The organism is Pseudomonas mosselii, from assembly GCF_003205295.1.
Taxonomy (GTDB): Bacteria; Pseudomonadota; Gammaproteobacteria; order Pseudomonadales; family Pseudomonadaceae; genus Aquipseudomonas; species Aquipseudomonas mosselii_B.
The window spans coordinates 221,212-246,689 of the sequence record NZ_QJRP01000002.1 but is presented as its reverse complement, the minus strand read 5'-3'; the positions used below and the strand labels follow the sequence as shown (position 1 = coordinate 246,689).

Below are 25,478 nucleotides of genomic sequence, written 5' to 3'. Positions count from 1 at the left end.
GATCGAGGCCCCTGTGGGAGCGGGTTTACCCGCGAACACGGGCGTAGCCCGTGCCAGCCACCGCGGCGTTTTCTTCGCGGGTAAACCCGCTCCCACAGGGACTGCACCAACCTCAGGCCAGGCCCAACTGCCCCCAGATCCGCCTTACCTCACGACGCTCATCGACAAACTGCGCCGCGTCGATCACCCCGGCCTGCTTCTGCAGGGCCTGGCGGTGCGACGCCGAGCGGAACGCCTTGTACACCTCGCGCAGCAGCACGGCGTCGGCGGCGGGCATCAGCCCGGCCTGTTCCAGCTCTTCGAGGATGCGGATGTTGTCGGTCCAGCGCAGTATGGCCGGATGGTCGTGGGACCAAGCCAAAGCGGCGTATTGCACCATAAATTCGATATCCACGATACCGCCGGCATCCTGCTTGATATCGAACGGCTGACCGGCATCGAAAGCATTGCCCGCAGTGCCGGCGGCAGTGAGCTTGCTGCCCAGGTTGTCGCGCATCTTGGCGCGCATCTCGCTGACTTCGACGCGCAGCTTGTCGAGGTCGCGGGGCTGGCCGAGGACCTGCGCCCGCACTGCCTCGAAAGCCGTCGCCACCTGCTTGCAACCCACCAGCACCCGGGCCCGCACCAGGGCCTGGTGCTCCCAGGTCCAGGCCTCGTTCTGCTGGTAGCGCTCGAAGGCGCCCAGCGAGCTGACCAGCAACCCCGAGGCGCCGGACGGGCGCAGGCGCATGTCCACGTCGTAGAGCTGGCCGGAGTTGGTCTGGGTGGTCAGCAGGTGGATGATGCGCTGGCCCAGGCGGGTGTAGAACTGCGCGCTGTCGATGGGCTTGGCGCCGTCGGTTTCGGCATTCGGGTCGCCATCGTGGATGAACACCAGGTCCAGGTCCGAACCGTGACCCAGCTCCAGGCCACCGACCTTGCCGTAGCCGACGATGATGAAGCCCGGGTCGCACAGGCTGCCGTCGCTGCGCTTGGGCTGGCCGTGGCGCGCCACGGTCTGGCGCCAGGCCAGGGCCAGCACCTGGTCGAGAATCGCCTCGGCCAGCCAGGTCAGGTAGTCGCTGACCTTCATCAACGGCAGGTTGCCGCTGATCTCCGAGGCGGCCACGCGCAGGTTGTGGGCCAGCTTGAAGTGGCGCAGGGCCTCCATCTGCTGTTCCAGATCGTCCTCGGGGATGCGCGTCAGGCGCTCGCGCAGCTCGGCGGCCAGCTCCGGCGCCAACGGCGGGCTGAACAACCGGCCCTCGTTGAGCAGTTCGTCGAGCAGAAGCGGGTAGCGGGCCATCTGCTCGGCGATCCACGGGCTGGCGGCGCACAGGGTCAGCAGGCGACGCAGTGCGCCGGGGTTCTCGGTGAGCAGCACCAGGTAGGCCGAGCGACGCGCAACGGCCTCGACCAATGGCAGCACCCGCTCCAGCACCAGGTCCGGATTGTCGTGTTCGACCGCCTGGGCCAGCAGCCGTGGAATGAAGGCGTCCAGGCGCTCGCGACCGATACGCTGCATCGAGCGCAGGGTCGGGCTGGCCCGCAGCGCGGTCAGGCGGCGCAGGGCCTCGGCCGGTTGGCGGAAGCCGGCCTCCTCGAGCTGGCGGGAGGCCGCGTCTTCATCCTGGGCCTGCTCCCACAGTGGCGACCACTCGCCGCCGACCACCAGTTCGCCTTCGGCTTCGTCCTCATCCGGGTCGGCGATGACCTGGCGGAAATGCCAGTCGATGCGCCCACGCCAGTGCATCAATTGCCCGTGGAAGCTGTCCCAGTCGGCAAAGCCGAGCATGTAGGCGATGCGCTCGCGGTCGGTCGGATCGTCCGGCAGCATCTGGGTCTGGCGGTCGGCAATGGCCTGGATCGCGTGCTCGGTGTAGCGCAGGAACTCATAGCCGTCGCGCAGCTCGGCGACCACGGCCGACGGCAGGTAGCCCTGCCCTTCCAGGGTGGTCAGCACCTTGAGCAACGGCCGCTGCTGCAGGCTCAGGTCGCGCCCGCCGTGAATCAGCTGGAACGCCTGGGCGATAAACTCCACCTCGCGAATGCCGCCGGCACCGAGCTTGATGTTGTCGGCCATGCCCTTGCGCCGCACCTCCTGCTGGATCAACTGCTTCATGGTGCGCAGCGCCTCGATGGCGGAGAAGTCCAGGTAGCGCCGGTAGACGAACGGCCGCAGCATCTCCTGCAACTGCGCGCCGGCCACCTGATCGCCAGCGACTACCCGCGCCTTGATCATGGCGTAGCGTTCCCAGTCACGGCCCTGGTCCTGGTAGTACTGCTCCAGGGCATTGAAGCTGAGCACCAGCGCGCCAGCCGAGCCATAGGGGCGCAGGCGCATGTCGACGCGGAACACGAAGCCGTCGACGGTGACCGGGTCGAGCGCCTTGATCAGGCGCTGGCCCAGGCGGGTGAAGAACTCCTGGTTGTCCAGCGAACGCTTGACCCCTTCGGTTTCGCCGCCCTCGGGGAAGGCGAAGATCAGGTCGATGTCGGACGACAGGTTCAATTCCACCGCGCCCAGCTTGCCCATGCCCAGCACCACCAAATGCTGGGGCTGGCCGCTGCGGTTGCCGATGGGCGTGCCGAACTGCTGGCAGTGACGCGGGTACAGCCATTGATAGGCTTCGTCGATACTGGCGTCGGCCAGGTCGGACAGGTCACGGCAGGTTTCGGGCAACGCGGCCTGGCGGGTAATGTCGCGCCAGATGATGCGCAGTTGCTGGCGGTTGCGCTCGCGGCGCAGGTTACGCGCCAGTTCGTCCTCGTTCTGGGCAGCCTGTGCCACGGCGTTGATCTGCGCGCGCAGTTGGCCCGGCGCGAACGCCTGGTCCATCGCGCCGCTGACCAGCAGTTCGAACAGCATCGCTGGATCACGCTGAGCCTGGGCCAGGACAAAATCGCTGGCAGCGGCGACTTGGTCGAACTGGCGCCGGTGCTCGACGCTCAGGCTGTCCAGGTCCAGGCCAGGATGACCGACCAGGGCATCGCGCAGGAATTGCTGGTTACGAGCGACCAGCGGTTGGAGGGCGGCAGGCAGATCGAGCGGCAAAGGCAGGCGCATGGTCTATCCTTGATCGGCGTGAAAGAGAGCGGTTGCAGAGGTCAAACGGAGGTTGGACCACGGTTGGACTGTCGTACAAAAGTTGGAAATAGCTGAAATAATCGAAAATTTGGCAAAACCCATCAAGATTCACCTGCTAGCGACACACCACCAACCAACATGAACGTTTTTCCTCACAACCCGGGATGCGACCAAACGTCGCATTTGTGTAGTTTTACTACTACTCATGACCTGCCAAAGCATGAAATGAGAAAGCATTTGTAGTAAAACTACACCGCGCCGGATGACTGTCCGGTAATCCAAGAATTCACGACGTCTGCCCATAAGGCCAGTCGCAAACTCAGGCCATCGATTCTGGTGGCCTTTCCGCCCTGGAGCAAGCCATGCAAGACCTCGATCCAATCGAAACCCAGGAATGGCTGGATGCCCTGGAGTCGGTCCTCGACAAAGAAGGCGAAGACCGCGCTCATTACCTGATGACCCGTATGGGCGAGCTGGCCACCCGTAGTGGCTCCCAGCTGCCGTATGCCATCACCACGCCGTACCGCAACACCATCCCTGTCACCCACGAAGCACGCATGCCTGGCGACCTGTTCATGGAACGCCGCATCCGCTCGATGGTGCGTTGGAACGCCCTGGCCATGGTCATGCGCACCAACCTGAAAGACTCGGACCTGGGCGGACACATCTCCAGCTTCGCCTCCAGCGCCACCCTGTACGACATCGGCTTCAACTACTTCTTCCAGGCCCCGACCGAAGAACACGGCGGCGACCTGATCTTCTTCCAGGGCCACGCTTCGCCAGGCGTCTACGCCCGCGCCTTCATGGAAGGCCGCATCAACGAAGAGCAGATGAACAACTTCCGCCAGGAAGTGGACGGTAACGGCCTGTCTTCGTACCCGCACCCTTGGCTGATGCCTGACTTCTGGCAGTTCCCGACCGTTTCCATGGGCCTGGGCCCGATCCAGGCGATCTACCAGGCACGCTTCATGAAGTATCTGGAAGCCCGTGGCTTCATCCCGGCCGGCAAGCAGAAGGTCTGGTGCTTCATGGGCGACGGTGAGTGCGACGAGCCGGAATCCCTGGGCGCGATCGCCCTGGCCGGCCGCGAGAAGCTGGACAACCTGATCTTCGTCATCAACTGCAACCTGCAGCGCCTCGACGGCCCGGTTCGCGGCAACGGCAAGATCATCCAGGAACTCGAAGGCGTGTTCCGTGGCGGTGGCTGGAACGTCAACAAGGTGGTCTGGGGCCGTTTCTGGGACCCACTGCTGGCCAAGGACACCAACGGTGCCCTGCAGCGCCGCATGGACGAAGTCATCGACGGCGAGTACCAGAACTACAAGGCCAAAGACGGCGCGTACGTTCGTGAGAACTTCTTCAACACCCCAGAGCTCAAGGCCATGGTCGAAGACCTGTCCGACGACGAGATCTGGAAGCTCAACCGTGGCGGCCACGACCCGTACAAGGTCTACGCGGCGTACCACCAGGCTGTGAACCACAAGGAGCAGCCGACCGTCATCCTGGCCAAGACCATCAAGGGTTACGGTACCGGTGCCGGCGAAGCCAAGAACACCGCGCACAACACCAAGAAGGTCGACGTCGACAGCCTGCGTCACTTCCGTGACCGCTTCGATATCCCGGTCAAGGATGCGGATCTGGAGAACCTGCCGTTCTTCAAGCCGGAAGAAGGCTCCGCCGAAGCCAAGTACCTGGCCGAGCGCCGTGCCGCCCTGGGCGGTTTCGTGCCACAGCGCCGCGCCAAGAGCTTCAGCGTACCGACCCCGCCGCTGGAAACGCTGAAAGCGATCCTGGACGGCTCGGGCGACCGCGAAATCTCCACCACCATGGCCTTCGTGCGTATCCTCGCGCAGCTGGTCAAGGACAAGGACATTGGCCAGCGCATCGTTCCGATCATTCCGGACGAAGCCCGTACCTTCGGTATGGAAGGCATGTTCCGCCAGCTGGGCATCTACTCGTCGGTCGGCCAGCTCTACGAGCCAGTCGATAAAGACCAGGTGATGTTCTACCGCGAAGACAAGAAGGGCCAGATCCTCGAGGAAGGCATCAACGAAGCCGGCGCCATGTCGTCGTTCATCGCTGCCGGTACCTCGTACAGCTGCCACAACCAGCCGATGCTGCCGTTCTACATCTTCTACTCGATGTTCGGTTTCCAGCGCATTGGCGACCTGGCCTGGGCCGCTGGCGACAGCCGCACCCGTGGCTTCCTGATCGGCGGTACCGCCGGCCGTACCACCCTCAACGGTGAAGGCCTGCAGCACGAAGACGGTCACAGCCACATGATGGCGGGCACCATCCCGAACTGCCGCACCTACGATCCAACCTACGGCTACGAGCTGGCGGTGATCATCCAGGACGGCATGAAGAAGATGACCGAAGAGCAACAGGACATCTTCTACTACATCACCGTGATGAACGAATCCTACCAGCAGCCAGCCATGCCGGCCGGTGTCGAGGAAGGCATCATCAAAGGTATGTACCTGCTCGAGGAAGACACCCGCGAAGCCGCGCACCACGTACAGCTGATGGGCTCCGGCACCATCCTGCGCGAAGTCCGCGAGGCGGCGAAGATTCTGCGTGAAGAGTTCAACGTCGGCGCCGACGTGTGGAGCGTCACCAGCTTCAACGAACTGCGTCGCGACGGCCTGGCCGTAGAGCGCGCCAACCGCCTGAAGCCTGGCCAGAAGCCACAAGAGACCTACGTCGAGCAGTGCCTGAACGGTCGCAAAGGCCCGGTCATCGCGTCCACCGACTACATGAAGCTGTTCGCCGAACAGATTCGCCAGTGGGTACCGAGCAAAGAGTTCAAGGTCCTGGGTACCGACGGTTACGGTCGCAGCGACAGCCGCAAGAAGCTGCGTCACTTCTTCGAAGTCGACCGCCACTTCGTGGTGCTGGCTGCCCTGGAAGCCCTGGCTGACCGTGGCGAGATCGAACCCAAGGTTGTGGCTGACGCCATCGTCAAGTTCGGCATCGACCCGGACAAGCGCAACCCACTGGACTGCTGAGGAGTATTTTTAAGTGAGCGAACTCATTCGCGTACCTGACATCGGCAGCGGTGAAGGTGAAATCATCGAGCTGTTCGTCAAGGTCGGTGACCGTATCGAGGCTGACCAGAGCCTGCTGACCCTGGAGTCCGACAAGGCCTCCATGGAGATCCCCGCGCCGAAGGCCGGTGTGGTCAAGGAACTGAAGGTCAAGCTGGGCGATCGCCTGAAAGAAGGCGACGAGCTGCTGGTCCTGGAAGTCGAGGGCGCCGCTGCGGCGCCTGAGGCTCCGGCCGCCGCCGCCCCGGCTCCAGCTGCTGCCCCGGCACCGGCTGCCGAAGCTGCCCCTGCTCCTGCCGCAGCCCCGGCTGCCGCCAGCGTGCAGGACATCCACGTGCCGGACATCGGCTCGTCGGGCAAGGCCAAGATCATCGAAGTGCTGGTCAAGGTCGGCGACACCGTCGAAGCCGACCAGTCGCTGATCACCCTGGAGTCCGACAAGGCCTCCATGGAGATCCCGTCGCCAGCTGCTGGCGTGGTCGAGGAAGTACTGTGCAAGCTGGAAGATGAAGTCGGCACTGGTGACCTGATCTTCAAGCTGAAAGTCGCTGGCGCAGCACCTGCTGCCGCTCCGGCACCTGCCGCTGCTGCACCGGCCAAGGCTGAGGCTGCTCCTGCCGCCGCACCTGCCGCTGCCGCCCCGGCTGCCGCCCCTGCGCCGGTTGCCACCGCACCGGCCGCCGGCAGCAACGCCAAGGTTCACGCAGGCCCGGCCGTTCGTCAGCTGGCTCGTGAATTCGGTGTCGAGCTGGGCGCTGTCGCCGCCACCGGTCCGCACGGCCGCATCCTGAAGGAAGACGTGCAGGTCTACGTCAAGTCGATGATGCAGAAGGCCAAGGAAGCTCCGACGGCTGCCGGTGCGACCGGCGGCGCCGGCATCCCGCCGATCCCGGCCGTGGACTTCAGCAAGTTCGGTGAAGTGGAAGAAGTGGCCCTGACCCGCCTGATGCAGGTCGGCGCCGCCAACCTGCACCGCAGTTGGCTGAACGTGCCGCACGTGACCCAGTTCGACTCCGCCGACATCACCGAGCTGGAAGCCTTCCGCGTCGCGCAGAAGGCCGTGGCCGAGAAGGCTGGCGTCAAGCTGACCGTGCTGCCGCTGCTGCTCAAGGCCTGCGCCTTCCTGCTCAAGGAACTGCCGGACTTCAACAGCTCGCTGGCGCCAAGCGGCAAGGCGATCATCCGCAAGAAGTACGTGCACATCGGCTTCGCCGTCGACACCCCGGACGGCCTGCTGGTCCCGGTGATCAAGAACGTCGACCAGAAGAGCCTGCTGCAACTGGCTGCCGAAGCTGCCGCGCTGGCCGAAAAAGCCCGCACCAAGAAGCTCTCGGCCGACGAGATGCAAGGCGCCTGCTTCACCATCTCCAGCCTCGGCCACATTGGCGGCACCGGCTTCACGCCGATCGTCAACGCGCCTGAGGTGGCGATCCTCGGTGTGTCCAAGGCCACCATGCAGCCGGTCTGGGACGGCAAGGCCTTCCAGCCGAAGCTGATGCTGCCGCTGTCGCTGTCCTACGATCACCGTGTGATCAACGGCGCCGCCGCCGCGCGCTTCACCAAGCGCCTGGGCGACGTGCTGGGCGATATCCGCACCATGCTGCTGTAACGCTGCACGCTGCCCCTCTCCGGAGGGGCAGCCCCGTTTTCGAGCTGCCACGCTCGTACCTCAACCCCGTCACTTTGGCGGGGCTTTTTTTTGCCTTGGGATTGCCGGGAGGGCTGCGCCCTCCTTTCGTGGCGCAAGGCCGCTCCTACCGGGGAATGCGATCTTCCTCTGCCCACCGGTCCTACAGATTCCCCGCGAGCAGCCGACAACCTGTTCACAGCATCCTCCATGGCCGCTTGCCAGCCCACGGGACATGATGCAACCTTGCCCGATGCGCCGTGCTCCAGGCCGCGCCCCAGTTCAAGCGAGTCTTCGATGAAAAGCCAACCCGATGCCGCCAGCCGTGTGGCGGCCGAGGTCGTGACGCAGCTCCCCGTGCCCTCGCGGCTCGGCATGCTGCGTTTCGAGCGGCTGAACGAAGCCAGCTGGGCCATGCTTTACCTCGACCCGGCCTGCGACCGCCAGTTCGGCCTGCCCGCCGCCGAACTCTGCGCCCTGATCGGCTCGCCCTACGCCAGCCTCATGGAGCCGGAAGCACGCTACAAGCTGCACGACGAGATCCAGCTGCAACTGGCCCAGCGCGGCTACTACCGGGTGCGCTACACCCTGCACGCCTGCCCGACGCCGCTGCGCCTGCTGGAAGTCGGGGAGAGCTACAAGCAGCACAACCGCCAATTGCTGCGCGGCTACCTGACGGTGTTCGACGACCACCGCCAGGACACCCCGGACCTCGACGCCAACGACCTGGAGTCGCGCAACAACCGCCTGCAACTGGCCCTGCAGTTGAACCAGCGCGCCCAGCAGGAGCAGCTCGAACACCTGGAGCGGGTGCGCGCCCAGCAGGACCTGATCCTGCGCCTGGCCCGCCAGCGCTACAGCATCGGCAACTCGCTGCTCGAAGCGGCCGAGCTGATCACCCGCAGCGCCTGCGAGATCTACAAGGTCGACTGCGCCAGCATCTGGTACCTGAACGACCAGCGCCTGGAGCCGATCAGCGCCTGGTACAGCCGCGACCAACAGCACCGCATGCCCGAGGCGATCGACGCCAGCCGCTTCCCGGACTACCTCGAGGCCCTGCACGCCAGCCGCGCCATCGACGCCCACAACGCCAGCCATGACCCGCGCACCCGCGAGATGGCCGAGTCGCTGTACAGCACCGACGACAACGCCATGCTCGATGCCAGTATCCGCATCGACGGCCAGGTGGTCGGCGTGCTGTGCCTGGAACAGACCGGCCAGCCACGGGCCTGGCAGTCGGACGAGATCGCCTTCGCTGGCGAGCTGGCCGACCAGTTCGCCCAGGTCATCAACAACCACAATCGGCGTACCGCCGCCAGCGCCCTGCACCTGTTCCAACGCGCCGTGGAACAGAGCGCCAGCGCCTTCCTGCTGGTCAACCGCGATGGCGTGGTGGAATACGTCAACCCCAGCTTCACCGCGATCACTCAATACAGCACCGAGGAGGTCCAGGGCCATCATCTGGCCGAACTGCCGGCGCTAGAGAACCTCAGCGAACTGCTGTTCGACTCGCCCTCGAGCCTGGCCATGGGTAACAGCTGGCAGGGTGAGTTCAAGAGCCGGCGCAAGAACCTCGAGCCGTACTGGGGCCAGCTGTCGATCTCCAAGGTGTACGGCGACAACCGCGAGCTGACCCACTACATCGGCATCTACGAGGATGTCACCCAGACCAAGCTGGCCCAGCAGCGCATCGAGCGCCTGGCCTATACCGACAACCTGACCAACCTGGGCAACCGCCCGGCGTTCATCCGCAACCTCGACGAGCGCTTTGCCCGCGACAGCGCCAGCCCCATCTGCCTGCTGCTGGTGGACATCGACAACTTCAAGCGGATCAACGACAGCCTCGGCCACCAGACCGGCGACAAGCTGCTGATCAGCCTGGCCCGGCGCCTGCGCAACAGCCTGGCCAACGGCGGCAGCCTGGCGCGCTTTGCCAGCAACGAGTTCGCCGTGCTACTGGACGACACCAGCCTGGAAGATGGCCAGGGCGTCGCCCACCAGCTGCTGCGCACCCTCGACAAGCCGATGTTCGTCGACAACCAGCTGATCAACGTCACCGCCTCCGTGGGCCTGGCCTGCGCGCCGCTGCACGGCAGCGACCCGGCCACGCTGATGAAGAACGCGGGCCTGGCCCTGCACAAGGCCAAGGCCAACGGCAAGCACCAGGTCCAGGTGTTCACCGAAGTGCTCAACGCCGAGGCCAGCTACAAGCTGTTCGTCGAGAACAACCTGCGCCGCGCCCTGACCCAGAACGAACTGGAAGTGTTCTACCAGCCCAAGCTGTGCCTGCGCAGCGGCCGCCTGCTCGGCCTGGAGGCGCTGCTGCGCTGGAACCACCCCGAGCGCGGCATGATCCGCCCCGACCAGTTCATCAGCGTGGCCGAGGAAACCGGCCTGATCATCCCCATCGGCAAGTGGGTGGTGCGCCAGTCCTGCCGCATGAGCCAGCAACTGCGCGAGGCCGGCTTCGGCAACCTGCACGTGGCCATCAACCTGTCGCCCAAGCAGTTCTCCGACCCCGAGCTGGTCAGCTCGATCGGCAGCATCCTCAAGGAGGAAGCCCTGCCGCCGCACCTGCTGGAACTGGAACTGACCGAAGGCCTGCTGCTGGAAGCCACCGAGGACACCCACCGCCAGCTCGACGAGCTCAAGGCCCTGGGCCTGACCCTGGCCATGGACGACTTCGGCACCGGCTACTCGTCGCTGAGCTACCTGAAGAAGTTCCCGATCGACATCATCAAGATCGACCGCAGCTTCATCAACGAGATCCCCGACAACCAGGACGACATGGAGATCACCTCGGCGGTGGTGGCCATGGCCCACAACCTCAAGCTCAAGGTGGTCGCCGAGGGGATCGAGACGCCCGAGCAGCTGGCGTTCCTGCGTCGGCACCGCTGCGACGTCGGCCAGGGCTACCTGTTCGACCGGCCGATCCCGGGGCGCGAGCTGAACGAGAAACTGCGTCGCTATCCCCGTGGTCCGGTGGACTGACAGCGGCGTAAAGCTCGGGCACTATAGACATCACTTGCCTGCCGGGGCTGCTTTGCAGCCCTTTCGCGGCACAAGGCCGCTCCTACCGGGATCATGCGTCCCCCTGTAGGAGCGGCCTTGTGCCGCGAAAGGGCCGCAAAGCGGCCCCAGGTTGTTGAATATCAAATAGAGGAACGGCCATGACCCTGCGTTCGGAAATCCTGGTGAACAAAAACGTCCTGCCCACCGCGGAACAGGCCCTGCCTGGCCGCGAAACCCCGATGACCCTGCCCGAGTTCCACTATGTGTTCGAAGGCACCCCGCTGCTCGGCCCGTTCTTCGAAGGCGATATCGATTTCGCCATCTTCGGCCTGGGCTGCTTCTGGGGCGCCGAGCGCCGTTTCTGGCAGCGCGAAGGCGTGGTCAGCACCGTGGTCGGCTACGCCGGTGGCTTCACCCCCAACCCCACCTACGAAGAAGTCTGCTCGGGCCTGACCGGCCACACCGAAGTGGTGCTGGTGGTGTTCGACAAGAACCGGGTCAGCTACCGCGAGCTGCTGGCGATGTTCTGGGAGCTGCACAACCCGACCCAAGGCATGCGCCAGGGCAACGATGTCGGCACCCAGTACCGCTCGGCAATCTACTGCACCTCGCCGCAGCAACTGGATGAAGCCAACGCGAGCAAGGCCGCCTTCCAGGCCGAGCTGGGCAAGGCCGGCTTCGGTGAGATCACCACCGAGATCGCCCAGGCGCCGACCGTGTACTTCGCCGAGGCCTACCACCAGCAGTACCTGGCCAAGAACCCGCAAGGCTACTGCGGCATCGGCGGTACCGGCGTGTGCCTGCCACCCAGCCTGCAGGGCAACTGAGCCATGATCCTGTTCCATTCGCCGCTGTCGCCGTTCGTGCGCAAGGTGATGATCGTGCTGCACGAGACCGGCCAGCTGGACCGCGTCACCGTGCAGGGCGTGAACATCAGCCCGGTGAACGGCGACGCGCAGCTCAACCAGGGCAATCCGATCGGCAAGATCCCGGCCCTGCGCCTGGATGACGGCAGCGTGCTGCACGACAGCCGGGTGATCTGCGAGTACCTCGACAGCCAGCATGTCGGCGTGCCGCTGATCCCCCGCGAAGGCTCGGCACGCTGGCGCCGGCTGACCCTGGCCTCCCAGGCCGACGCGATCATGGATGCGGCGGTGGCCACCCGCTACGAAACCTTCCTGCGCCCGGCGGACAAGCAGTGGGACGGTTGGGTGCAGGCACAGGGCGAGAAGATCCGCCGCAGCCTGGCCAATCTTGAACAGGAGCACCTGGCGGAGCTGGCCTCGGGGTTCGACCTGGCGGCGATTGGCGTGGCTTGTGCGTTGGGGTATCTGGACCTGCGCCAGCCGGCGTTTGGCTGGCGTGAGCAGCAGCCTGGGTTGGCGGCATGGTATGCCGAGGTCAGCCAGCGGGCGTCGATGCTAGCCACTGCGCCGCAAGGCTGAAGGGCCTCTTCGCGGGTAAACCCGCTCCCACAGGTACAGTACAGATCCTGTGGGAGCGGGTTTACCCGCGAAGGCCTCACCTCGGTGTTACAGGAAACAGCATTCCAATCTTAAGGGCCAACCACCGCCCGATCTCTCTATCCTCCCTCATACCCCCCTCCCCACCCGCGACCAGTCCAGCCGCCGGGTCAGCACCATGAACACACCCAGCAGGCCAAAGCACAGCAGCGAGCCCATCAGCAACGCGTAGTCCTCGGCGCTGAGCAGCCCGTAGAGCATCGCGTACAACGCCGCCAGCCCCGCCGCAAAGCCAATCCCACGCCCCAGGCTGCGCAGCACATGAACCAGATAGAAGCCGATCAGCAGCACGCACCCTGACGCCGACAGCCCATAGGCCAGGCCAAACCCCAGATGCTCAGACAGCGACAGCAACAACAGGTAGAAGAACGCCAGGGCCACACCCACCAAGATGTACTGCACCGGGTGCACGCTTAGGTTCTTCAGCACCTCGAACAGGAAGAAGCCAGCAAAGGTCAGGGCGATGAACAGCAGCGCATACTTGATCGCCCGCTCACTCTTGAGGTACTGGTCCACCGGGTCGACGAAGCTGACGCCAAAAGCACGCTCGTTGAAGTCGCCGCACTTGCCGACGGTCGCGCAAAGGCGCATGGACTCTTCCAGGTTGGTGGCGAAGAACGAGGTCTGCCAGTGGGCGCTGAAGCCCTTCTCATCGATCGCGCGGCGGCTGGGCAGGTAGCTGCCGACGAAGCTCGGGTGCGGCCAGTTGGCGCGCATGTCCACCGAGGTGCTGCGGCCGACCGGCAGCACCGCCAGCTGGCCGGTGCCCAGCAGGGCCAGGTCGAAGGCGTAGTCGAACTCGCGGGCCTTCTGGTCGCTCAGTTGCGGCAGGGCCACATGTACGCCACCGGGCAACCAGTCGACGCCGCTGCCGGCCTCGAACGGCATGCGCTGGTCGTCCAAGGTGAGCTCCAGGCTGTTCTCGATGCCGCGAATGTCGCTGATGCCGACCATCAGGAACGGCTTGTCGAAGCGGTAGTCGTCGTAGTCCTTCTCGATGCCCCAGCGCTCAGGCAGCTTGAAGCGACCGCTGACCTGACCCTTGGCATGGAACAGGCGCGCCTGATAAATGCCACGGGCGCGCAGCTCGGTATCGACACCGATGTCCATCGCGAAGGTTTCCGGCAGGAAGTAGAGGTTGCCATGCATCGTGGTGGTCTCCTGGACGCTCGTGCCATCCTTGTCGATCCAGCGCCGCTCGTACTTGCGATAGGGCACCACCAGCACCGGGCCGCTGACCAACTGGTCGAAGCTGGAGCTCGCGGCGATCTCGCCCAGTACGTTGTTGCGCAGTTGCTGCCGTTCATCGATCAGGCCGCCGATCATCAGCAGGGGGATCAGCAGCAGCAGGATCAGCACGGCGATCAGGCCAAGCTTGAAACCTAGGGTCTTGTTCATTGGGTTGGGCTCCGTTTGCGATGGGGCCAGTGTCTGCCCACCGCGTGGAGCCCTTGGGGAGCGAATGTGGAGATTGTGTGGAGATTGGCGCCAGCAGCCACACAATCACAGCACTGCAATGTCCTGTAGGAGCGGGTCGCCACCTGCTCAAGCCCAAGGCCGGCGGCGTGGCGTTCGTGCTGGCAGCGCTGGGCGAGCAGCTCGATGCGCTGCTGGACGTGACCATCGTCTACCCGGGCAGCAAGGCACCGGGGTTCTGGGACCTGCTCAACGGCAGCATCAGCCGGGTGATCATCGATATCCGCGTGCGTGAGCTGGACCCAGCGTTGTGCGAGGGCGATTACGAGAACGACCCGGCGTTCCGCCAGACGGTGCAGGCCTGGGTGAACCAGCTGTGGCTGGACAAGGACCAGCGGATCGAGGAGCTGCGCGCCGAGATTCGTTGAAGCCAATGGCCTAATCGCGGGCAAGCCCGCGCCTACAGTCAGTGCCGGTGTCGGGCGCTCAGACTGATGGCCGGCTCAACGGCGCAGGGGTATTCCACAAGCTCCCCAGGTTCTGCAGCATCGACCCGGCGATCCCCTGCTGCCCCAGGTACTGCAGGATCAACGGCGCGAAGTGGCCAATCATCCCGGTATCCATGCCTAGTGTCCTGTCTCGGAAATACGTTCTCTTTTGGCGAGTGGCTTGGGTGTTCGGCCAAGGCGCCGCGACGAGTCATAGCAGGGCTATGGCGAGGAGTGGCAACGCGGGCCGGGCGCCCAAGACGCCGCCAAAAGAGAACGTATTTCCGAGACAGGACACTAGTATTTATGCCAGTTGCGCGCGCTTGGGATTAGTGAACAATCTAATCCGTCGATGATCTTGCGCAGGTGTCGTATGTTGAAGGTCAATGCACCACGTTCCGCGGCGGTATTATTGGGTTTGGACAACCAACGGTCCGTGATTACGCGTCAGGTTGCTGGGAACCGTGACGTGTTTATCTACTCGCCGTTTGGCTTCAGCAGCAGCACCCTGGATAAATATCCGTTGCCGGGATTCACTGCACAGATATTGGAGGCCGCAGGTCTCTATCTATTGGGCAATGGCAAACGTGCCTACAATCCTGTCCTGATGCGTTTTCACTCGCCAGATGCTTGGAGTCCGTTTGGCACAGGAGGAATCAACACGTATGTTTATTGCGGACAGGATCCGGTCAACTGGCAAGATCTTTCAGGAAACACTCGAGAGCGTTTACGCACTCGGTCCGCCCAGCCTAGTTTACAAACAATTCCTGAGGTAGCATTTCCCGGTAAATATGCACCGTCTCGAGAAGAAGCAAAACGCAGACTCAGCACAACATCTATATCTGCGCTGCCAAAGGAAATCGTAAATCCCTATCAGCGCATAGAAAAACTTCAGAAACTCATGGACAGCCAGAGCGAAACTATCAAAATTAGTCAACAAGCCGTAGATGGCCACATTGATTCACCGCTAAGCAAAATAGATACATCGCTTTTGAAAGGCTACATCAAGGAAATGAAGGAACTAAATCTGAAAATAGAACGCGAAATAACACTAGAACGACACAGCCTTTCACAAGCCGCATTCAGACTGACAATAGACGATTGGAGTGCGATCGATGCGAAAGTGGAAGAACTACGAGCCAATGACACTTTCGCCCGCCGCCTGGTCAGTTTCTTCTCAGGCACGTGAGCGCTTTCCCTGGCGATATTGCACCTGATACCAAACCATACGGCCCTGAAGAAACGCCACTTGTCGGGGCGTTTCCCTCACTCACACCGCGCTAAAGGTCTTGTGCGGGTCGATCACGAATTTCTTCGGCACGCCCGCATCGAACTTCGAAGCCTTGGGCCTTGGCGTGGGCCAGGCGGGCCGGGTTGAGGTCGCCGACGATCACGCAGGCCGCGCCCAGCAAGCGCGTGGAAGCAGCGGCGGCAAGGCCTACCGGGCCGGCACCGACAACATGGACCGTGCTACCCGGACCGACGCCCGCAGTCACCGCGCCGTGGTAACCGGTGGGAGCGGGTTTACCCGCGAAGAATCCAACACCAATCTAGTGTCCTATCTCGGAAATACGTTCTCTTTTGGCGAGTGGCTTGGGTGTTCGGCCAAGGCGCCGCGACGAGTCATAGCAGGGCTATGGCGAGGAGTGGCAACGCGGGCCGGGCGCCCAAGACGCCGCCAAAAGTGAACAGCTTATTTCCGAGACAGGACACTAGAGCCTGAACCCGCCCATCTGCCGCGCCAGGTCATCGGCCAACCCACGCAATGCCTGGCATTCCTCGCGACACCCCTGCACTTCGCTGGCCGTCTGCCGCGCCAGGTCGGAAATGCCCTGCACCGTGCGGTTGATCTCCTCGGTCACCGCCGACTGCTCCTCGGTCGCCGTGGCCACTTGCTCGTTCATCCCACTGATGCGCTCCACCTGGTCGGTGATCGCCCCCAGCGAAGCTCCGGTGCGCTGGCTCGACTCGACACCGTTGCCCGTTGCTTCGCGCCCGGCCTGCATCGACGCCACCGCCGTGCCGGCACCGTGCTTGAGGCGCTGGATCATCTGCTGCACTTCGTCGGTGGAAAGCTGGGTGCGCCGCGCCAGGGTACGTACTTCGTCCGCCACCACGGCAAAGCCCCGGCCCATCTCACCGGCGCGGGCCGCTTCGATGGCGGCATTGAGCGCCAGCAGGTTGGTCTGTTCGGAAATGCTGCGGATCACCGCCAGCACCTCGTCGATCGAGGCGACTTCGTCGGCCAGTTGCGTGACCGCCTCGGCGGCACGGCCGATTTCCCCGGACATGCCTTCGATATTGTGGATCGAACGGCGCACCACCTCCCGCGCCTGCAACGCCTCGTCGCGCGCCGACTGCGAGGCGTGGGCGGCGGAGCCGGCGTTCTGCGCGATTTCCTGCACGGTCAGGCCCATCTCGTGCACGGCGGTGGCGACCATCTCGGTCATTTCCTGCTGGCGGCCCGAGCGCTCGGCGGTGTTGTCCACCACCTGGGTCACCTGCTCCACCGATAGGTGCAGGCGCTCGGTGGTACGCAGCACTTCGCCGATCAGCTCGCGCTGGCTGTCGAGGAAGCGGTTGAAGCCACGGGCCAGGTCGCCCAGCTCATCCTGGCGCGCATCGTCCAGGCGGTGGCTGAGGTCGCCCGCGCCACTGCCGATCTGCACCAGCGCCGCGGTGACCTGGCGGATGGGCCGCACCAAGCCACGGGCCAGCCATACCACCAACACCAGCGAGAGCAGCGCCACCGCTCCGCCGATCAAGCAGGTCTGCCAGATGGCCTGGCGTGCCTGGGCGTAGATCTCGGCCTCCGGCACCTCGGCCACCAGCGTCCAGTTCAGGTCGCGTAGCGGCAAGCCCAGGGCCAGGTAGTCCTCGCCGTCACGCTGGAAACGGCTGCTGCGCAGGCCTTCGCCACCCACCAGCACGGCCTTGGCCGCCTCACCGTCCAACTGCTCGGCGAGCTGGCGCTTGCCACTGAACTGCTGGTCGGGATGGACCTGGATCAGGCCGTCATTGCGCACCAGGAAAACCTTGCCGTGCTCGCCGAAACTGAAGTCGTGGATCAGCTTCGACAATTCGGTCATGCGCAGGCCCATGCCGGCCACACCGACCAGCTGGCCGTCCTTCTCGACCCGATAATCGATGAACAGCGCCAGCTCGCCGGTAGAGCCGTCGATATCGATGTTGATCAGGCGCTCGGCACCGCTGTCGATGTAGCCGTAGAACCACTTGTCCTTGGGGTTGGCGCGGCTGAGGGTGCGGTCCAGGCCCTTCTCGTTGTAGTAGTGGCCGGTGACGGTCGAGGCGAACAGGGTGGTGAAGGCGTGGTTGCGCTGCTTGGCCGCGTCCAGATATTCGATGAAGCGCGGCAGCTCGGCCGGGGTTTCACCAGCGGCCAGCCAGTCGCGCAGGAGAGTATTGCCGGCGATGTCCGCCGCCGCCACCAGCGGTTGGCCGAGCATGCGCTCGATATCGTTGCGGATGGCCTCGACGCTGGCCGGCAACGCCGTATCCACCAGGTAACGCTCGGTCAGGCGGTTAAGCGCCATCGTGTAGATCGCCACCACCACCAGGATGCTCGCCAGCAGGGCAGCGCCCATGCTTGCGATCAGTTGCCACTGGATGCTCCGCCGCCAGATGCGCATGTTCCACTCCCCGATAATTATTGTTTTTCGGGAAGTGTATACACTTAAGTATCCAGTTGTTCCAGTGATCTGCGACAGGATGGATCGCCCGCTCCCACGAAGCTCGCGATGGCGTCAGTCAGACGTCGGAGACAGCCTTGCTGATGGCATCGACCGTGGCGTCGATCTGCGCCTGGGTGCGCTCGAGGGTGCGGTCATGCTCGCGCTGCAGTTCGATCTGCTTGGAACACAGGTTCAGGGCGGCCAGCACCAGCAGTTTGTCGCCGATCAGGGTCGGGTAGTTGCGCTTGGTTTCGGCCAGCGCGACGTTGAGCATGCGCACGGCCTGGGAGAGGGTTTCTTCCTGGCCTTCGGGCGCCTTGAGCGAATAGTCGTTGCCCAGGATCGACACGACATTGACCGGCTGCGCTTGCAGTCTCATGCGTTCACGACACCTGCGCTGGCGCGCTCGACCAGGGCCTGGATGCGGGCGGCGGTGGCGCCGTGCTTCTCTTCCTGCTCCATCAGCGACAACTGCAGGCTGTCGTTCTCTTCCTTGGCCTGGGCCAGTTCCTGGCCAAGGTTGGCGTTCTGCTCGGCCAGTTGCGCGTTCTTGTGCATCAGGTCGCTGACCAGTTGCTCGAGTTGATTCAGGGAAGTTTCCAACATGCGTCTATCTCGGGTTGTTGCAAAGGGCGCACACGATAAGGAAAAACCGCCGCCCCCGCCATTAAATATCGGATTCAAAAGGTGTTTGCCAGGTTCAGGTTGACCCAGGATCGGCCCCCTTGTTCCGACCTGGATCAACCGCTGGTCAGGAAAATAGTTAGGTGCCTCACAATTTTTGCATGACGGACTCAAGACTGGCCGGTCACGACCGATAGGCAGGCAGGTCTTCTTCCGTCGCATGGATCGCGGCACCTCTTCTGCCTTGGGAACCGCCTCCATGTCCTTACGCAATATGAATATCGCGCCGCGGGCGCTGCTCGGGTTCGCCGTGATCGGCCTGCTGATGCTGGGTCTCGGCGTGTTCTCGCTGATCCAGATGGGCAACATCCGCCAGGCCGGCGTGACCATCGAGCAGGTCAGCGTGCCCAGCATCAAGACCCTCGACGAGCTGACGGCGCTCAACCTGCGCCTGCGTACCCTGTCCTACCGTCTGCTGCTCAACCGCGAGCCGGCCACCCAGCAAGACACTCTGCGCCTGCTCGACGAGCGCAACGCGCAGATCGACAAGGCCCGCCGCGCCTACGAGCCGCTGGTGACCGCCGCCGACGAGAAGGCCGCCTTCGACCAGTACGGCATGCTGCTCAACCAGTACCGCCAGCTCGAGGCACGCATGCGCACGCTGAGCCAGGCCGGCGACCTCGACGCCCTGCGTGACCTGCTCAACCGCGACCTGCTGGAAAACTCCGAGCAGATCAACAAGATCATGGACACCCTGGTGCGCATCAACACCGACCAGACCAGCGCCACCAACGCCCAGGCAGCCGACCAGTACAGCGGCGCCTTCGGCCTGGTGATCAGCCTGCTGGTGGCCGCCACGGTGCTTACCCTGCTGTTCGCCTTCCTGCTCACCCGCAGTATCGTCAAGCCCATCGACGAAGCGCTGCAGGCCGCCGAGCAGATCGCCGAGGGCGACCTGACCCACAGCATCCACACCGAAGGCACCGACGAGGCGGCGCGGCTGCTCAAGGCCATGGCCAAGATGCAGGACAAGCTGCGCGACACCCTGCAGCTGATCGCCGGCTCCGCCACCCAGCTGGCCTCCGCCGCCGAAGAGCTGAACAGCGTCACCGACGAGAGCGCCCGTGGCCTGCAGCAGCAGAACAACGAGATCGAGCAGGCGGCCACCGCCGTCACCGAGATGACCAGCGCGGTCGAGGAAGTGGCGCGCAACGCGGTGAGCACCTCCGAGGCTTCCGGCGAAGCCAGCCGTTCGGCCGGCGATGGCCGCGATCTGGTGATGGAGACCGTGGGCGCCATCGAGCGCATGAGCGGCGACGTGCAGGCCACCGCCAAGCTGATCACCCACCTGGCCGAACAGTCCCGCGATATCGGCAAGGTGCTCGACGTGATCCGCGGCCTGGCCGATCAGACCAACCTGCTGGCACTCAACGCCGCCATCGAGGCCGCCCGTGCCGGCGAGGCCGGTCGTGGCTTCGCCGTGGTCGCCGACGAGGTGCGCGCCCTGGCGCATCGCACCCAGCAGTCCACCAGCGAGATCGAGCGGATGATCGGCAGCATCCAGGGCGGCACCGAGCAGGCCGTGGACTCGATGCGCACCAGCACCGAGCGCGCCGAGTCGACCCTGAACATCGCCCGTGGCGCGGGCCTGGCGCTGGACACCATCGCCGGCGCGGTGGCGCAGATCAACGAGCGCAACCTGGTGATCGCCAGTGCAGCCGAAGAGCAGGCCCAGGTTGCCCGCGAGGTGGATCGCAACCTGGTGAACATCAACGACCTGTCGGTGCAGAGCGCTACCGGGGCACATCAGACCAGCGCGGCGAGTGCCGAGCTGTCGCGCCTGGCGGTGGACCTCAGCGGGCTGGTGGCTCGTTTCCGTACCTGAAAATGCTGGGGCCGCTTTGCGGCCCTTTCCGACCGGTCCGACGCCTCGGCAAGGACGCTCCCACAGGTGCTGCGCTGCCTGAAAGCTTGCGCTGTACCTGTGGGAGCGGCCTTGTGTCGCGATGGGCTGCGCAGCAGCCCCCTACACGCTCGGATCAATACTCGATCCGCACATCCCCCTTCGGCACGCTGCAGCACGACAGGATGTAACCCTCGGCCTCATCCTCCTCGGTGATCCCACCGTTGTGCACCATCTCCACCTCGCCACCGAGCTTGAGCACCTTGCAAGTACCGCAGATACCCATGCCGCAGGCCTTGGGAATCATCAGCCCGACCTTGGCCGCCGCCGCATGCACGGTCTCGCCCGGGGCCACGCGGATGCTCTTGTCGCTGCCGACGAACTCCACCAGGTTGAGGTCGGCGACATCCACGTCCGGCGCGTCGGCCGCGGCTTCGGCATGTTCCACCGCGTCGGCCTTGGCCTCAGGCGGCGTCGCGCCGAACGATTCCTCGTGGTAGTTCTTCATGTCGAAGCCGACCGCCTCGAGCATGCGCTTGACCGCGCTCATGTACGGCGTCGGGCCGCAGCAGAAGATCACGCGCTCCAGGTAGTCCGGGGCAATCAGTTCCATCAGCCGCTGGTTCAGGTACCCGCGGTAGCCGGCCCACGGCTCACCCAGCCCGTGTTTCTCGCAAATGATATGCAGACTGAAGTTGGGGATGCGCGAGGCCATCTGCTCCAGCTCGCGGTGGTAGATGATGTCTTTCGGCGAGCGGGCGCTGTGCACGAACACCATGTCGACATTGGCGTTGGTGTCATAGAACCAGCGGGCCATGGACATCACCGGGGTGATGCCGACACCGCCCGAGAGGTACAGCACCTTGCCCGCCGGGAAATCAATGGCGTTGAACAGCCCCACCGGCCCGTGCACCGGCAGTTCGGCACCTTCGTGCATGGTGTCGTGAAGGAAGTTGGACACCAGCCCGCCCGGCACGCGCTTGACGGTGATGGAGAAGCTGTAGGGCACCGACGGCGAGCTGGAGATGGTGTACGAACGCATCACAGGCTTGCCTTCGATCTCCAGCTCCAGGGTGACGAACTGCCCGGGCTTGAAGAAGAACATGATCGGCTGGTCGGCCATGAAGCAGAAGGTGCGCACGTCCCAGGTTTCCTGGATGACCTTGACACAACGCACGATGTGGCGGCCATTGGCCCAGGTCTGGGTGGTAACCGGATTGAGGAAGGTATCGGACATGTTCATCTCCAGCAGCCGACTGTCGGCCATTCTTATGGCTCCGATAATGCGCAAGCGCACCGCGCCGTACATTCCCATCCGCGACATCGGCGTGCTTATCGCGACCAGCCCCGCGCTACAAGGGTTGGCGCGTCGGAATTCGATGCGGCCATGTCGCCCGTGGATATGGTCATTTCCCGGCCCGGACGCACACTCCTCGGCAAAACAACAGGCTGTTTATCGCGAACAACAGCCTTGCGGCACTACAACAACGATTAGCCACTTCAGCCGGCCGCGCGCGGCCACGAGGACCACACGATGGACGTCACCGCAACCCTGAGCCTGGGCGATCCACTGGAACCTGCACGCAAGGCCACCGCCGAGATGCTGCAGACCCGCGAGCGCACCTACTCGCTGCCGCAGCCGTTCTACTGCGACGAGCGCCTGTTCCAGATCGACATGCAGGAGATCTTCCACAAGGAGTGGCTGATCGCCGGCATGGTTTGCGAGATCCCGACCAAGGGCAACTACATCACCCTGCAGATCGGCAAGAACCCGATCATCGTGATACGCGGTGCAGAAGGTAAGGTGCATGCCTTCCACAACGTCTGCCGCCACCGCGGTTCGCGCCTGTGCGTCAGCGACAAAGGCAAGGTGGCCAAGCTGGTCTGCCACTACCACCAATGGACCTATGAACTCGACGGCCGCCTGCTGTTCGCCGGCTCCGAGATGGGCGCCGACTTCGACATGAACCAGTACGGCCTCAAGCCTGTGAACGTGAAGGTGGCCGGTGGCTACATCTTCATCAGCCTGGCCGAGAACCCACCGGCCATCGACGAGTTCCTGGCCACCCTCGACCACTACATGGAACCCTACGACATGGAGAACACCAAGGTGGCGGTGCAGACCACCTTGATGGAGAAGGCCAACTGGAAGCTGGTGCTGGAGAACAACCGCGAGTGCTACCACTGCAGCGGCTCACACCCCGAATTGCTGAAAACCCTGCTGGAATGGGACGACACCAACGACCCCCGCGCCAGCCAGGAATTCAAGGACCACGTGGCCGCCTCGGCCGCCGCCTGGGAAGCCGAGAAGATTCCGTACCTGCACAAGAGCCACGGCCTGCGTAACCGCATCGTGCGCATGCCGCTGCTCAAGGGCACCGTGTCGATGACCATGGACGGCAAGCAGGCCTGCCAGAAGCTGATGGGCCGCATCAAGAACCCGGACTTGGGCTCGATGCGCATCCTGCACCTGCCGCATTCGTGGAACCACTGCATGGGCGATCACATGATCGTGTTCACTGTGTGGCCGATCAGCGCGCAGGAAACCATGGTCACCACCAAGTGGTTGGTGCACAAGGACGCGGTGGAAGGCGTGGATTACAACCCGGAGGACATGCGCAAGGTGTGGGACGCCACCAACGACCAGGATCGGCGACTGGCGGAGGAGAACCAGCGGGGGATCAATTCCACTGCGTATCAACCGGGGCCTTATTCGAAGACCTACGAGTTTGGGGTGGTGAACTTCATCGACTGGTATAGCCAACGGCTGTTGAACAATTTGGGGGCGGAGCCGGCGGCTTATCTGAGAGAAGTGCAGGCTCAATGAGGTAGTAGAAGGATACAGTCGACTACATTGTCCCAAAGGGCTGCATTGCAGCCCTTTGAATGGCGCTGGTTTACGCTTGGTCACTCATATCAATCGCTTAGATCGCGTGTGTCATGCATGTTGCTTTGGGGGCTTCTAGTGTCCTGCCTCGAAAATACGTTCTCTTTGTGCTCGCATGCCATGCTCTCTCGGACATCCTGGATCTTGCGCAGACCGAATTCGTCGGTTCAGCTCAACTGGTTCATCATCACTGAGCACGATGCCTTGAAAATTCATTGCTCCACCCCGCGTCCTGTCTGACCAAGGAAGCGTAGCTCAAATAGAATACTTTATTCGTGACAAAATACTAATTACTCGAATCTACCAGACACATAAGTGCAGATACACTCTATTATCTAGCCTCTAATTCTCCCGGAGATGGCAGTCGCACCCTTACTTGTTTTTAACCGCCTTCACTCATGCAGCCTAAAATCAATCAAGACGGCGCTTGCAACTCATCGCCGAAGCCTGTTCATCTCAGATGAAGGCCAAGTTCCTAATCGGGGACGTCTGCTAGAAATCAAGTCACCTGACTCATCATGCTCGCCCCCCGGCAAAACTGGAATCGTACCACTATCCAGCCGAGGTTCTTCGAACCCCTCACCCTCCATCCTGCCAATCATACCATTAAGATCGTTGATGATGACTTCAACTCTAGACTTTTTCCTCTCGACCTTCACACTACTAATGATAAGTTTCGGAAGCTGATTTAAAAGTTCAAGATGGCTATCCGTATATGGCTTTTTATCTTTTCTAGCTTGATCAAGAAAATACTCAGCATCCCCAATTCTACCTTCCACATTTTTCTTGGATTTATCTAAAAACTTCCGAAATGACTCGGCATAATAAACGGTTTCCCGCAGCGCACTAACAAAAATACCTGAATAATCTCTTGTCTTACTCAGGTCAAGCACAGATACTGCTCTACTTTTGTTACTCCCAGAATGGTCCTGCCAGTTCACAGGATCCCCTTCACAGTATGCATAGGCGTTGATCCCCCCTCGTCCGAACGGACTTACACGATCCGGGGACTTAAAGCGCATCAGCCATGGGTTATACACTCGATAACCATTGCCCAGCAAATACCCTTCCAAGCAACCATCAAAGTACTGCCCTGTAAAGCCAATATTCATCGCCCCACCCTGTGACCAGTTATAGCCATAGGGTGTGAAAGGTACATATTGCAATACTCCTTGGGTGAGGGCTATTACTTTACTCAATTGATGGTCGCCCCCCAAGATTGTCGATGCCCGCATGTTATACCTCCAGACACAGAGTAACAGATAGCCTGCAACGTTTAGCAAACTAACAAAACTCCTAACTTCTGACCAAAGCCTGTAAATCTTGAGGGTTGCTAGCACTTAATCGCCTAGCAGGCGCTACCTCAGGGTATTGGAAGTGAACAATTTCTTCTCCATCTTGCTGTGAAAGCAACTGCCTGTTAAGCTCCACAGCTTCATTAACCGATTTTGCCCTATGCTCTGAATTATTTGCAGCCCGTCTAGTCACCTCACCGGTTACTACCGTATTTGGGGACCCAGGTGGCGTACTAAAGTGAGCCGCCACACGGTCCTTCGCAAGTTTATAAATATTCACCCCAAATCGATAAAATTCATCACCGAGAGCCAGTGCCGGGGCTAAAACGGTCGTCACATCCGCTACGATGCTTCCTTCGTCGCCATTATTAAGCTGCTGAACTCCAGCGGAGAAACCCCACGCTGCAATGGCCATCGTTACACCTGATCGGGCACCGGTTCCAAAGTTAGTTTTTCCTGTCTCTATCCGCTGATTAGCAAGTGCCAGCCCCGCCTGGGCAAAAGCAAGTCCATTTGCAGCCATTGTGATCTGGTGCGTAGCCCATTGGCCAGTAGGATCTATCTTGTTGATAGGGTCACCGTGACAGTACGCATAGCAATTCAGTCCGCCTTTCCCAAACGGACTCAACACATCAGCAGAAAGAAACCGCATCAACGACGGACTAAAAGCGCGATAGCCATTACCCAGCAGGTAGAAGCCCAACTCGACTTCTCGCAGTTTGCCAGTGAACCCCGTCATCGAGGCCTCTTTCGGTGCGGGGCGCCCACCATAGGCTGTGTAGGCGACCGGTGTCCGCCCTGACGAAGTCATCGTTGTTTGTGGGCTTTGTAGCCTGTCTACGACGAGCAAACATTTTCTGGTCATGTGCTTGTGCTCCATGGGCTGATTGGCACCAA

General features: G+C 62.6%; 16 protein-coding genes and 5 pseudogenes. 10 read left to right on the top strand and 11 right to left on the bottom strand.

What is annotated here, in order from left to right:
* Nucleotides 1-112 precede the first annotated feature (112 nt).
* Nucleotides 113-3,046 carry a bifunctional [glutamate--ammonia ligase]-adenylyl-L-tyrosine phosphorylase/[glutamate--ammonia-ligase] adenylyltransferase gene (gene glnE / locus DMX06_RS03035; protein ID WP_110734447.1) on the bottom strand — a complete coding sequence of 978 codons (2,934 nt, stop codon included), beginning with the start codon at nucleotides 3,044-3,046 and terminating at the stop codon, nucleotides 113-115.
* A gap of 383 nt (nucleotides 3,047-3,429) precedes the next feature.
* Here glnE and aceE point away from each other — a divergent pair, with 383 nt between their 5' ends.
* The 5 genes from aceE to DMX06_RS03010 all read left to right on the top strand — a co-directional run bounded on the left by aceE (nucleotide 3,430) and on the right by DMX06_RS03010 (nucleotide 12,198).
* Nucleotides 3,430-6,075, top strand: coding sequence for a pyruvate dehydrogenase (acetyl-transferring), homodimeric type (aceE, locus tag DMX06_RS03030; protein ID WP_110734445.1), 2,646 nt, complete (start codon nucleotides 3,430-3,432; stop codon nucleotides 6,073-6,075).
* A 13-nt stretch (nucleotides 6,076-6,088) separates the two neighbouring features.
* Nucleotides 6,089-7,723 (top strand): dihydrolipoyllysine-residue acetyltransferase, encoded by a 1,635-nt coding sequence (aceF, locus tag DMX06_RS03025; RefSeq protein ID WP_110734442.1) that lies wholly within the window; start codon nucleotides 6,089-6,091, stop codon nucleotides 7,721-7,723.
* 315 nt (nucleotides 7,724-8,038) lie between these two features.
* Nucleotides 8,039-10,732: a putative bifunctional diguanylate cyclase/phosphodiesterase gene (locus DMX06_RS03020; protein ID WP_110734440.1), complete on the top strand. Its 2,694-nt coding sequence runs from the start codon at nucleotides 8,039-8,041 to the stop codon at nucleotides 10,730-10,732.
* Nucleotides 10,733-10,911: 179 nt separating this feature from the next.
* Nucleotides 10,912-11,580: a peptide-methionine (S)-S-oxide reductase MsrA gene (gene msrA, locus DMX06_RS03015; protein WP_050703454.1), complete on the top strand. Its 669-nt coding sequence runs from the start codon at nucleotides 10,912-10,914 to the stop codon at nucleotides 11,578-11,580.
* 3 nt (nucleotides 11,581-11,583) lie between these two features.
* Complete coding sequence (locus tag DMX06_RS03010) at nucleotides 11,584-12,198, top strand: glutathione S-transferase N-terminal domain-containing protein (protein ID WP_110734437.1); 615 nt, start codon at nucleotides 11,584-11,586, stop codon at nucleotides 12,196-12,198.
* A gap of 147 nt (nucleotides 12,199-12,345) precedes the next feature.
* Here DMX06_RS03010 and creD read toward each other — a convergent pair whose 3' ends face one another.
* Nucleotides 12,346-13,674 carry a cell envelope integrity protein CreD gene (creD, locus tag DMX06_RS03005; protein WP_110734434.1) on the bottom strand — a complete coding sequence of 443 codons (1,329 nt, stop codon included), beginning with the start codon at nucleotides 13,672-13,674 and terminating at the stop codon, nucleotides 12,346-12,348.
* A 137-nt stretch (nucleotides 13,675-13,811) separates the two neighbouring features.
* On the opposite strand from creD, the pseudogene DMX06_RS03000 reads away from it, so the two are divergent.
* A pseudogene (locus DMX06_RS03000) lies at nucleotides 13,812-14,120 on the top strand (acyltransferase); the annotation flags it as partial.
* A 58-nt stretch (nucleotides 14,121-14,178) separates the two neighbouring features.
* On the opposite strand, the pseudogene DMX06_RS02995 reads toward DMX06_RS03000, so the two are convergent.
* Nucleotides 14,179-14,328: pseudogene (locus DMX06_RS02995) on the bottom strand (DUF2780 domain-containing protein); the annotation flags it as partial.
* A gap of 225 nt (nucleotides 14,329-14,553) precedes the next feature.
* Here DMX06_RS02995 and DMX06_RS02990 point away from each other — a divergent pair.
* A complete protein-coding gene (locus tag DMX06_RS02990) occupies nucleotides 14,554-15,369 on the top strand; it encodes an RHS repeat-associated core domain-containing protein (protein WP_258378798.1) in 816 nt (271 codons plus the stop codon).
* A gap of 97 nt (nucleotides 15,370-15,466) precedes the next feature.
* Here DMX06_RS02990 and DMX06_RS02985 read toward each other — a convergent pair.
* The 5 genes and pseudogenes from DMX06_RS02985 to DMX06_RS02970 form a co-directional block, all read right to left on the bottom strand.
* Nucleotides 15,467-15,697, bottom strand: a pseudogene (locus DMX06_RS02985) (formaldehyde dehydrogenase, glutathione-independent); the annotation flags it as partial.
* Between the two features lie 195 nt (nucleotides 15,698-15,892).
* Nucleotides 15,893-16,621, bottom strand: a complete 729-nt coding sequence (locus DMX06_RS26710) for a methyl-accepting chemotaxis protein (protein WP_375538078.1) — start codon at nucleotides 16,619-16,621, stop codon at nucleotides 15,893-15,895.
* A gap of 132 nt (nucleotides 16,622-16,753) precedes the next feature.
* A pseudogene (locus tag DMX06_RS26705) lies at nucleotides 16,754-17,734 on the bottom strand (HAMP domain-containing protein); the annotation flags it as partial.
* 214 nt (nucleotides 17,735-17,948) lie between these two features.
* Nucleotides 17,949-18,251, bottom strand: a complete 303-nt coding sequence (locus DMX06_RS02975) for a cell division protein ZapA (protein ID WP_028688439.1) — start codon at nucleotides 18,249-18,251, stop codon at nucleotides 17,949-17,951.
* Nucleotides 18,248-18,478: a hypothetical protein gene (locus DMX06_RS02970; protein ID WP_110734427.1), complete on the bottom strand. Its 231-nt coding sequence runs from the start codon at nucleotides 18,476-18,478 to the stop codon at nucleotides 18,248-18,250. The genes DMX06_RS02975 and DMX06_RS02970 overlap by 4 nt, the downstream gene beginning before the upstream one ends.
* Before the next feature lie 238 nt (nucleotides 18,479-18,716).
* On the opposite strand from DMX06_RS02970, the pseudogene DMX06_RS26700 reads away from it, so the two are divergent.
* Nucleotides 18,717-19,526, top strand: a pseudogene (locus DMX06_RS26700) (MCP four helix bundle domain-containing protein); the annotation flags it as partial.
* Nucleotides 19,509-20,381, top strand: a complete 873-nt coding sequence (locus DMX06_RS26695) for a methyl-accepting chemotaxis protein (protein WP_375538077.1) — start codon at nucleotides 19,509-19,511, stop codon at nucleotides 20,379-20,381. The pseudogene DMX06_RS26700 and the gene DMX06_RS26695, both read left to right, overlap by 18 nt.
* Before the next feature lie 154 nt (nucleotides 20,382-20,535).
* Here the strand turns inward: DMX06_RS26695 and gbcB are convergent, their stop codons facing one another.
* Nucleotides 20,536-21,636: a glycine-betaine demethylase subunit GbcB gene (gbcB, locus tag DMX06_RS02960; RefSeq protein ID WP_110734665.1), complete on the bottom strand. Its 1,101-nt coding sequence runs from the start codon at nucleotides 21,634-21,636 to the stop codon at nucleotides 20,536-20,538.
* Nucleotides 21,637-21,933: 297 nt separating this feature from the next.
* Here gbcB and gbcA point away from each other — a divergent pair, with 297 nt between their 5' ends.
* Nucleotides 21,934-23,226 carry a glycine-betaine demethylase subunit GbcA gene (gene gbcA / locus DMX06_RS02950; RefSeq protein ID WP_110734422.1) on the top strand — a complete coding sequence of 431 codons (1,293 nt, stop codon included), beginning with the start codon at nucleotides 21,934-21,936 and terminating at the stop codon, nucleotides 23,224-23,226.
* A 494-nt stretch (nucleotides 23,227-23,720) separates the two neighbouring features.
* Here gbcA and DMX06_RS02945 read toward each other — a convergent pair whose 3' ends face one another.
* Nucleotides 23,721-24,521, bottom strand: a complete 801-nt coding sequence (locus tag DMX06_RS02945) for an RHS repeat-associated core domain-containing protein (protein WP_110734420.1) — start codon at nucleotides 24,519-24,521, stop codon at nucleotides 23,721-23,723.
* 61 nt (nucleotides 24,522-24,582) lie between these two features.
* Nucleotides 24,583-25,320, bottom strand: a complete 738-nt coding sequence (locus tag DMX06_RS02940; RefSeq protein WP_375538075.1) for an RHS repeat-associated core domain-containing protein — start codon at nucleotides 25,318-25,320, stop codon at nucleotides 24,583-24,585.
* Nucleotides 25,321-25,478 lie beyond the last annotated feature (158 nt).

Excerpts from the sequence above, each read along its gene's own strand:
- creD (WP_110734434.1), bottom strand. The coding sequence starts at position 13,674 with ATGAACAAGACCCTAGGTTTCAAGCTTGGCCTGATCGCCGTGCTGATC.
- msrA (WP_050703454.1), top strand. The coding sequence starts at position 10,912 with ATGACCCTGCGTTCGGAAATCCTGGTGAACAAAAACGTCCTGCCCACC.
- gbcB (WP_110734665.1), bottom strand. The coding sequence starts at position 21,636 with ATGTCCGATACCTTCCTCAATCCGGTTACCACCCAGACCTGGGCCAAT.
- DMX06_RS26710 (WP_375538078.1), bottom strand. The coding sequence starts at position 16,621 with ATGGTCGCCACCGCCGTGCACGAGATGGGCCTGACCGTGCAGGAAATC.
- aceE (WP_110734445.1), top strand. The coding sequence starts at position 3,430 with ATGCAAGACCTCGATCCAATCGAAACCCAGGAATGGCTGGATGCCCTG.
- DMX06_RS26695 (WP_375538077.1), top strand. The coding sequence starts at position 19,509 with ATGGCCAAGATGCAGGACAAGCTGCGCGACACCCTGCAGCTGATCGCC.
- DMX06_RS02940 (WP_375538075.1), bottom strand. The coding sequence starts at position 25,320 with ATGACGGGGTTCACTGGCAAACTGCGAGAAGTCGAGTTGGGCTTCTAC.
- DMX06_RS02990 (WP_258378798.1), top strand. The coding sequence starts at position 14,554 with ATGTTGAAGGTCAATGCACCACGTTCCGCGGCGGTATTATTGGGTTTG.
- DMX06_RS02970 (WP_110734427.1), bottom strand. The coding sequence starts at position 18,478 with ATGTTGGAAACTTCCCTGAATCAACTCGAGCAACTGGTCAGCGACCTG.
- DMX06_RS02945 (WP_110734420.1), bottom strand. The coding sequence starts at position 24,521 with ATGCGGGCATCGACAATCTTGGGGGGCGACCATCAATTGAGTAAAGTA.
- DMX06_RS03020 (WP_110734440.1), top strand. The coding sequence starts at position 8,039 with ATGAAAAGCCAACCCGATGCCGCCAGCCGTGTGGCGGCCGAGGTCGTG.
- DMX06_RS02975 (WP_028688439.1), bottom strand. The coding sequence starts at position 18,251 with ATGAGACTGCAAGCGCAGCCGGTCAATGTCGTGTCGATCCTGGGCAAC.
- glnE (WP_110734447.1), bottom strand. The coding sequence starts at position 3,046 with ATGCGCCTGCCTTTGCCGCTCGATCTGCCTGCCGCCCTCCAACCGCTG.
- DMX06_RS03010 (WP_110734437.1), top strand. The coding sequence starts at position 11,584 with ATGATCCTGTTCCATTCGCCGCTGTCGCCGTTCGTGCGCAAGGTGATG.
- gbcA (WP_110734422.1), top strand. The coding sequence starts at position 21,934 with ATGGACGTCACCGCAACCCTGAGCCTGGGCGATCCACTGGAACCTGCA.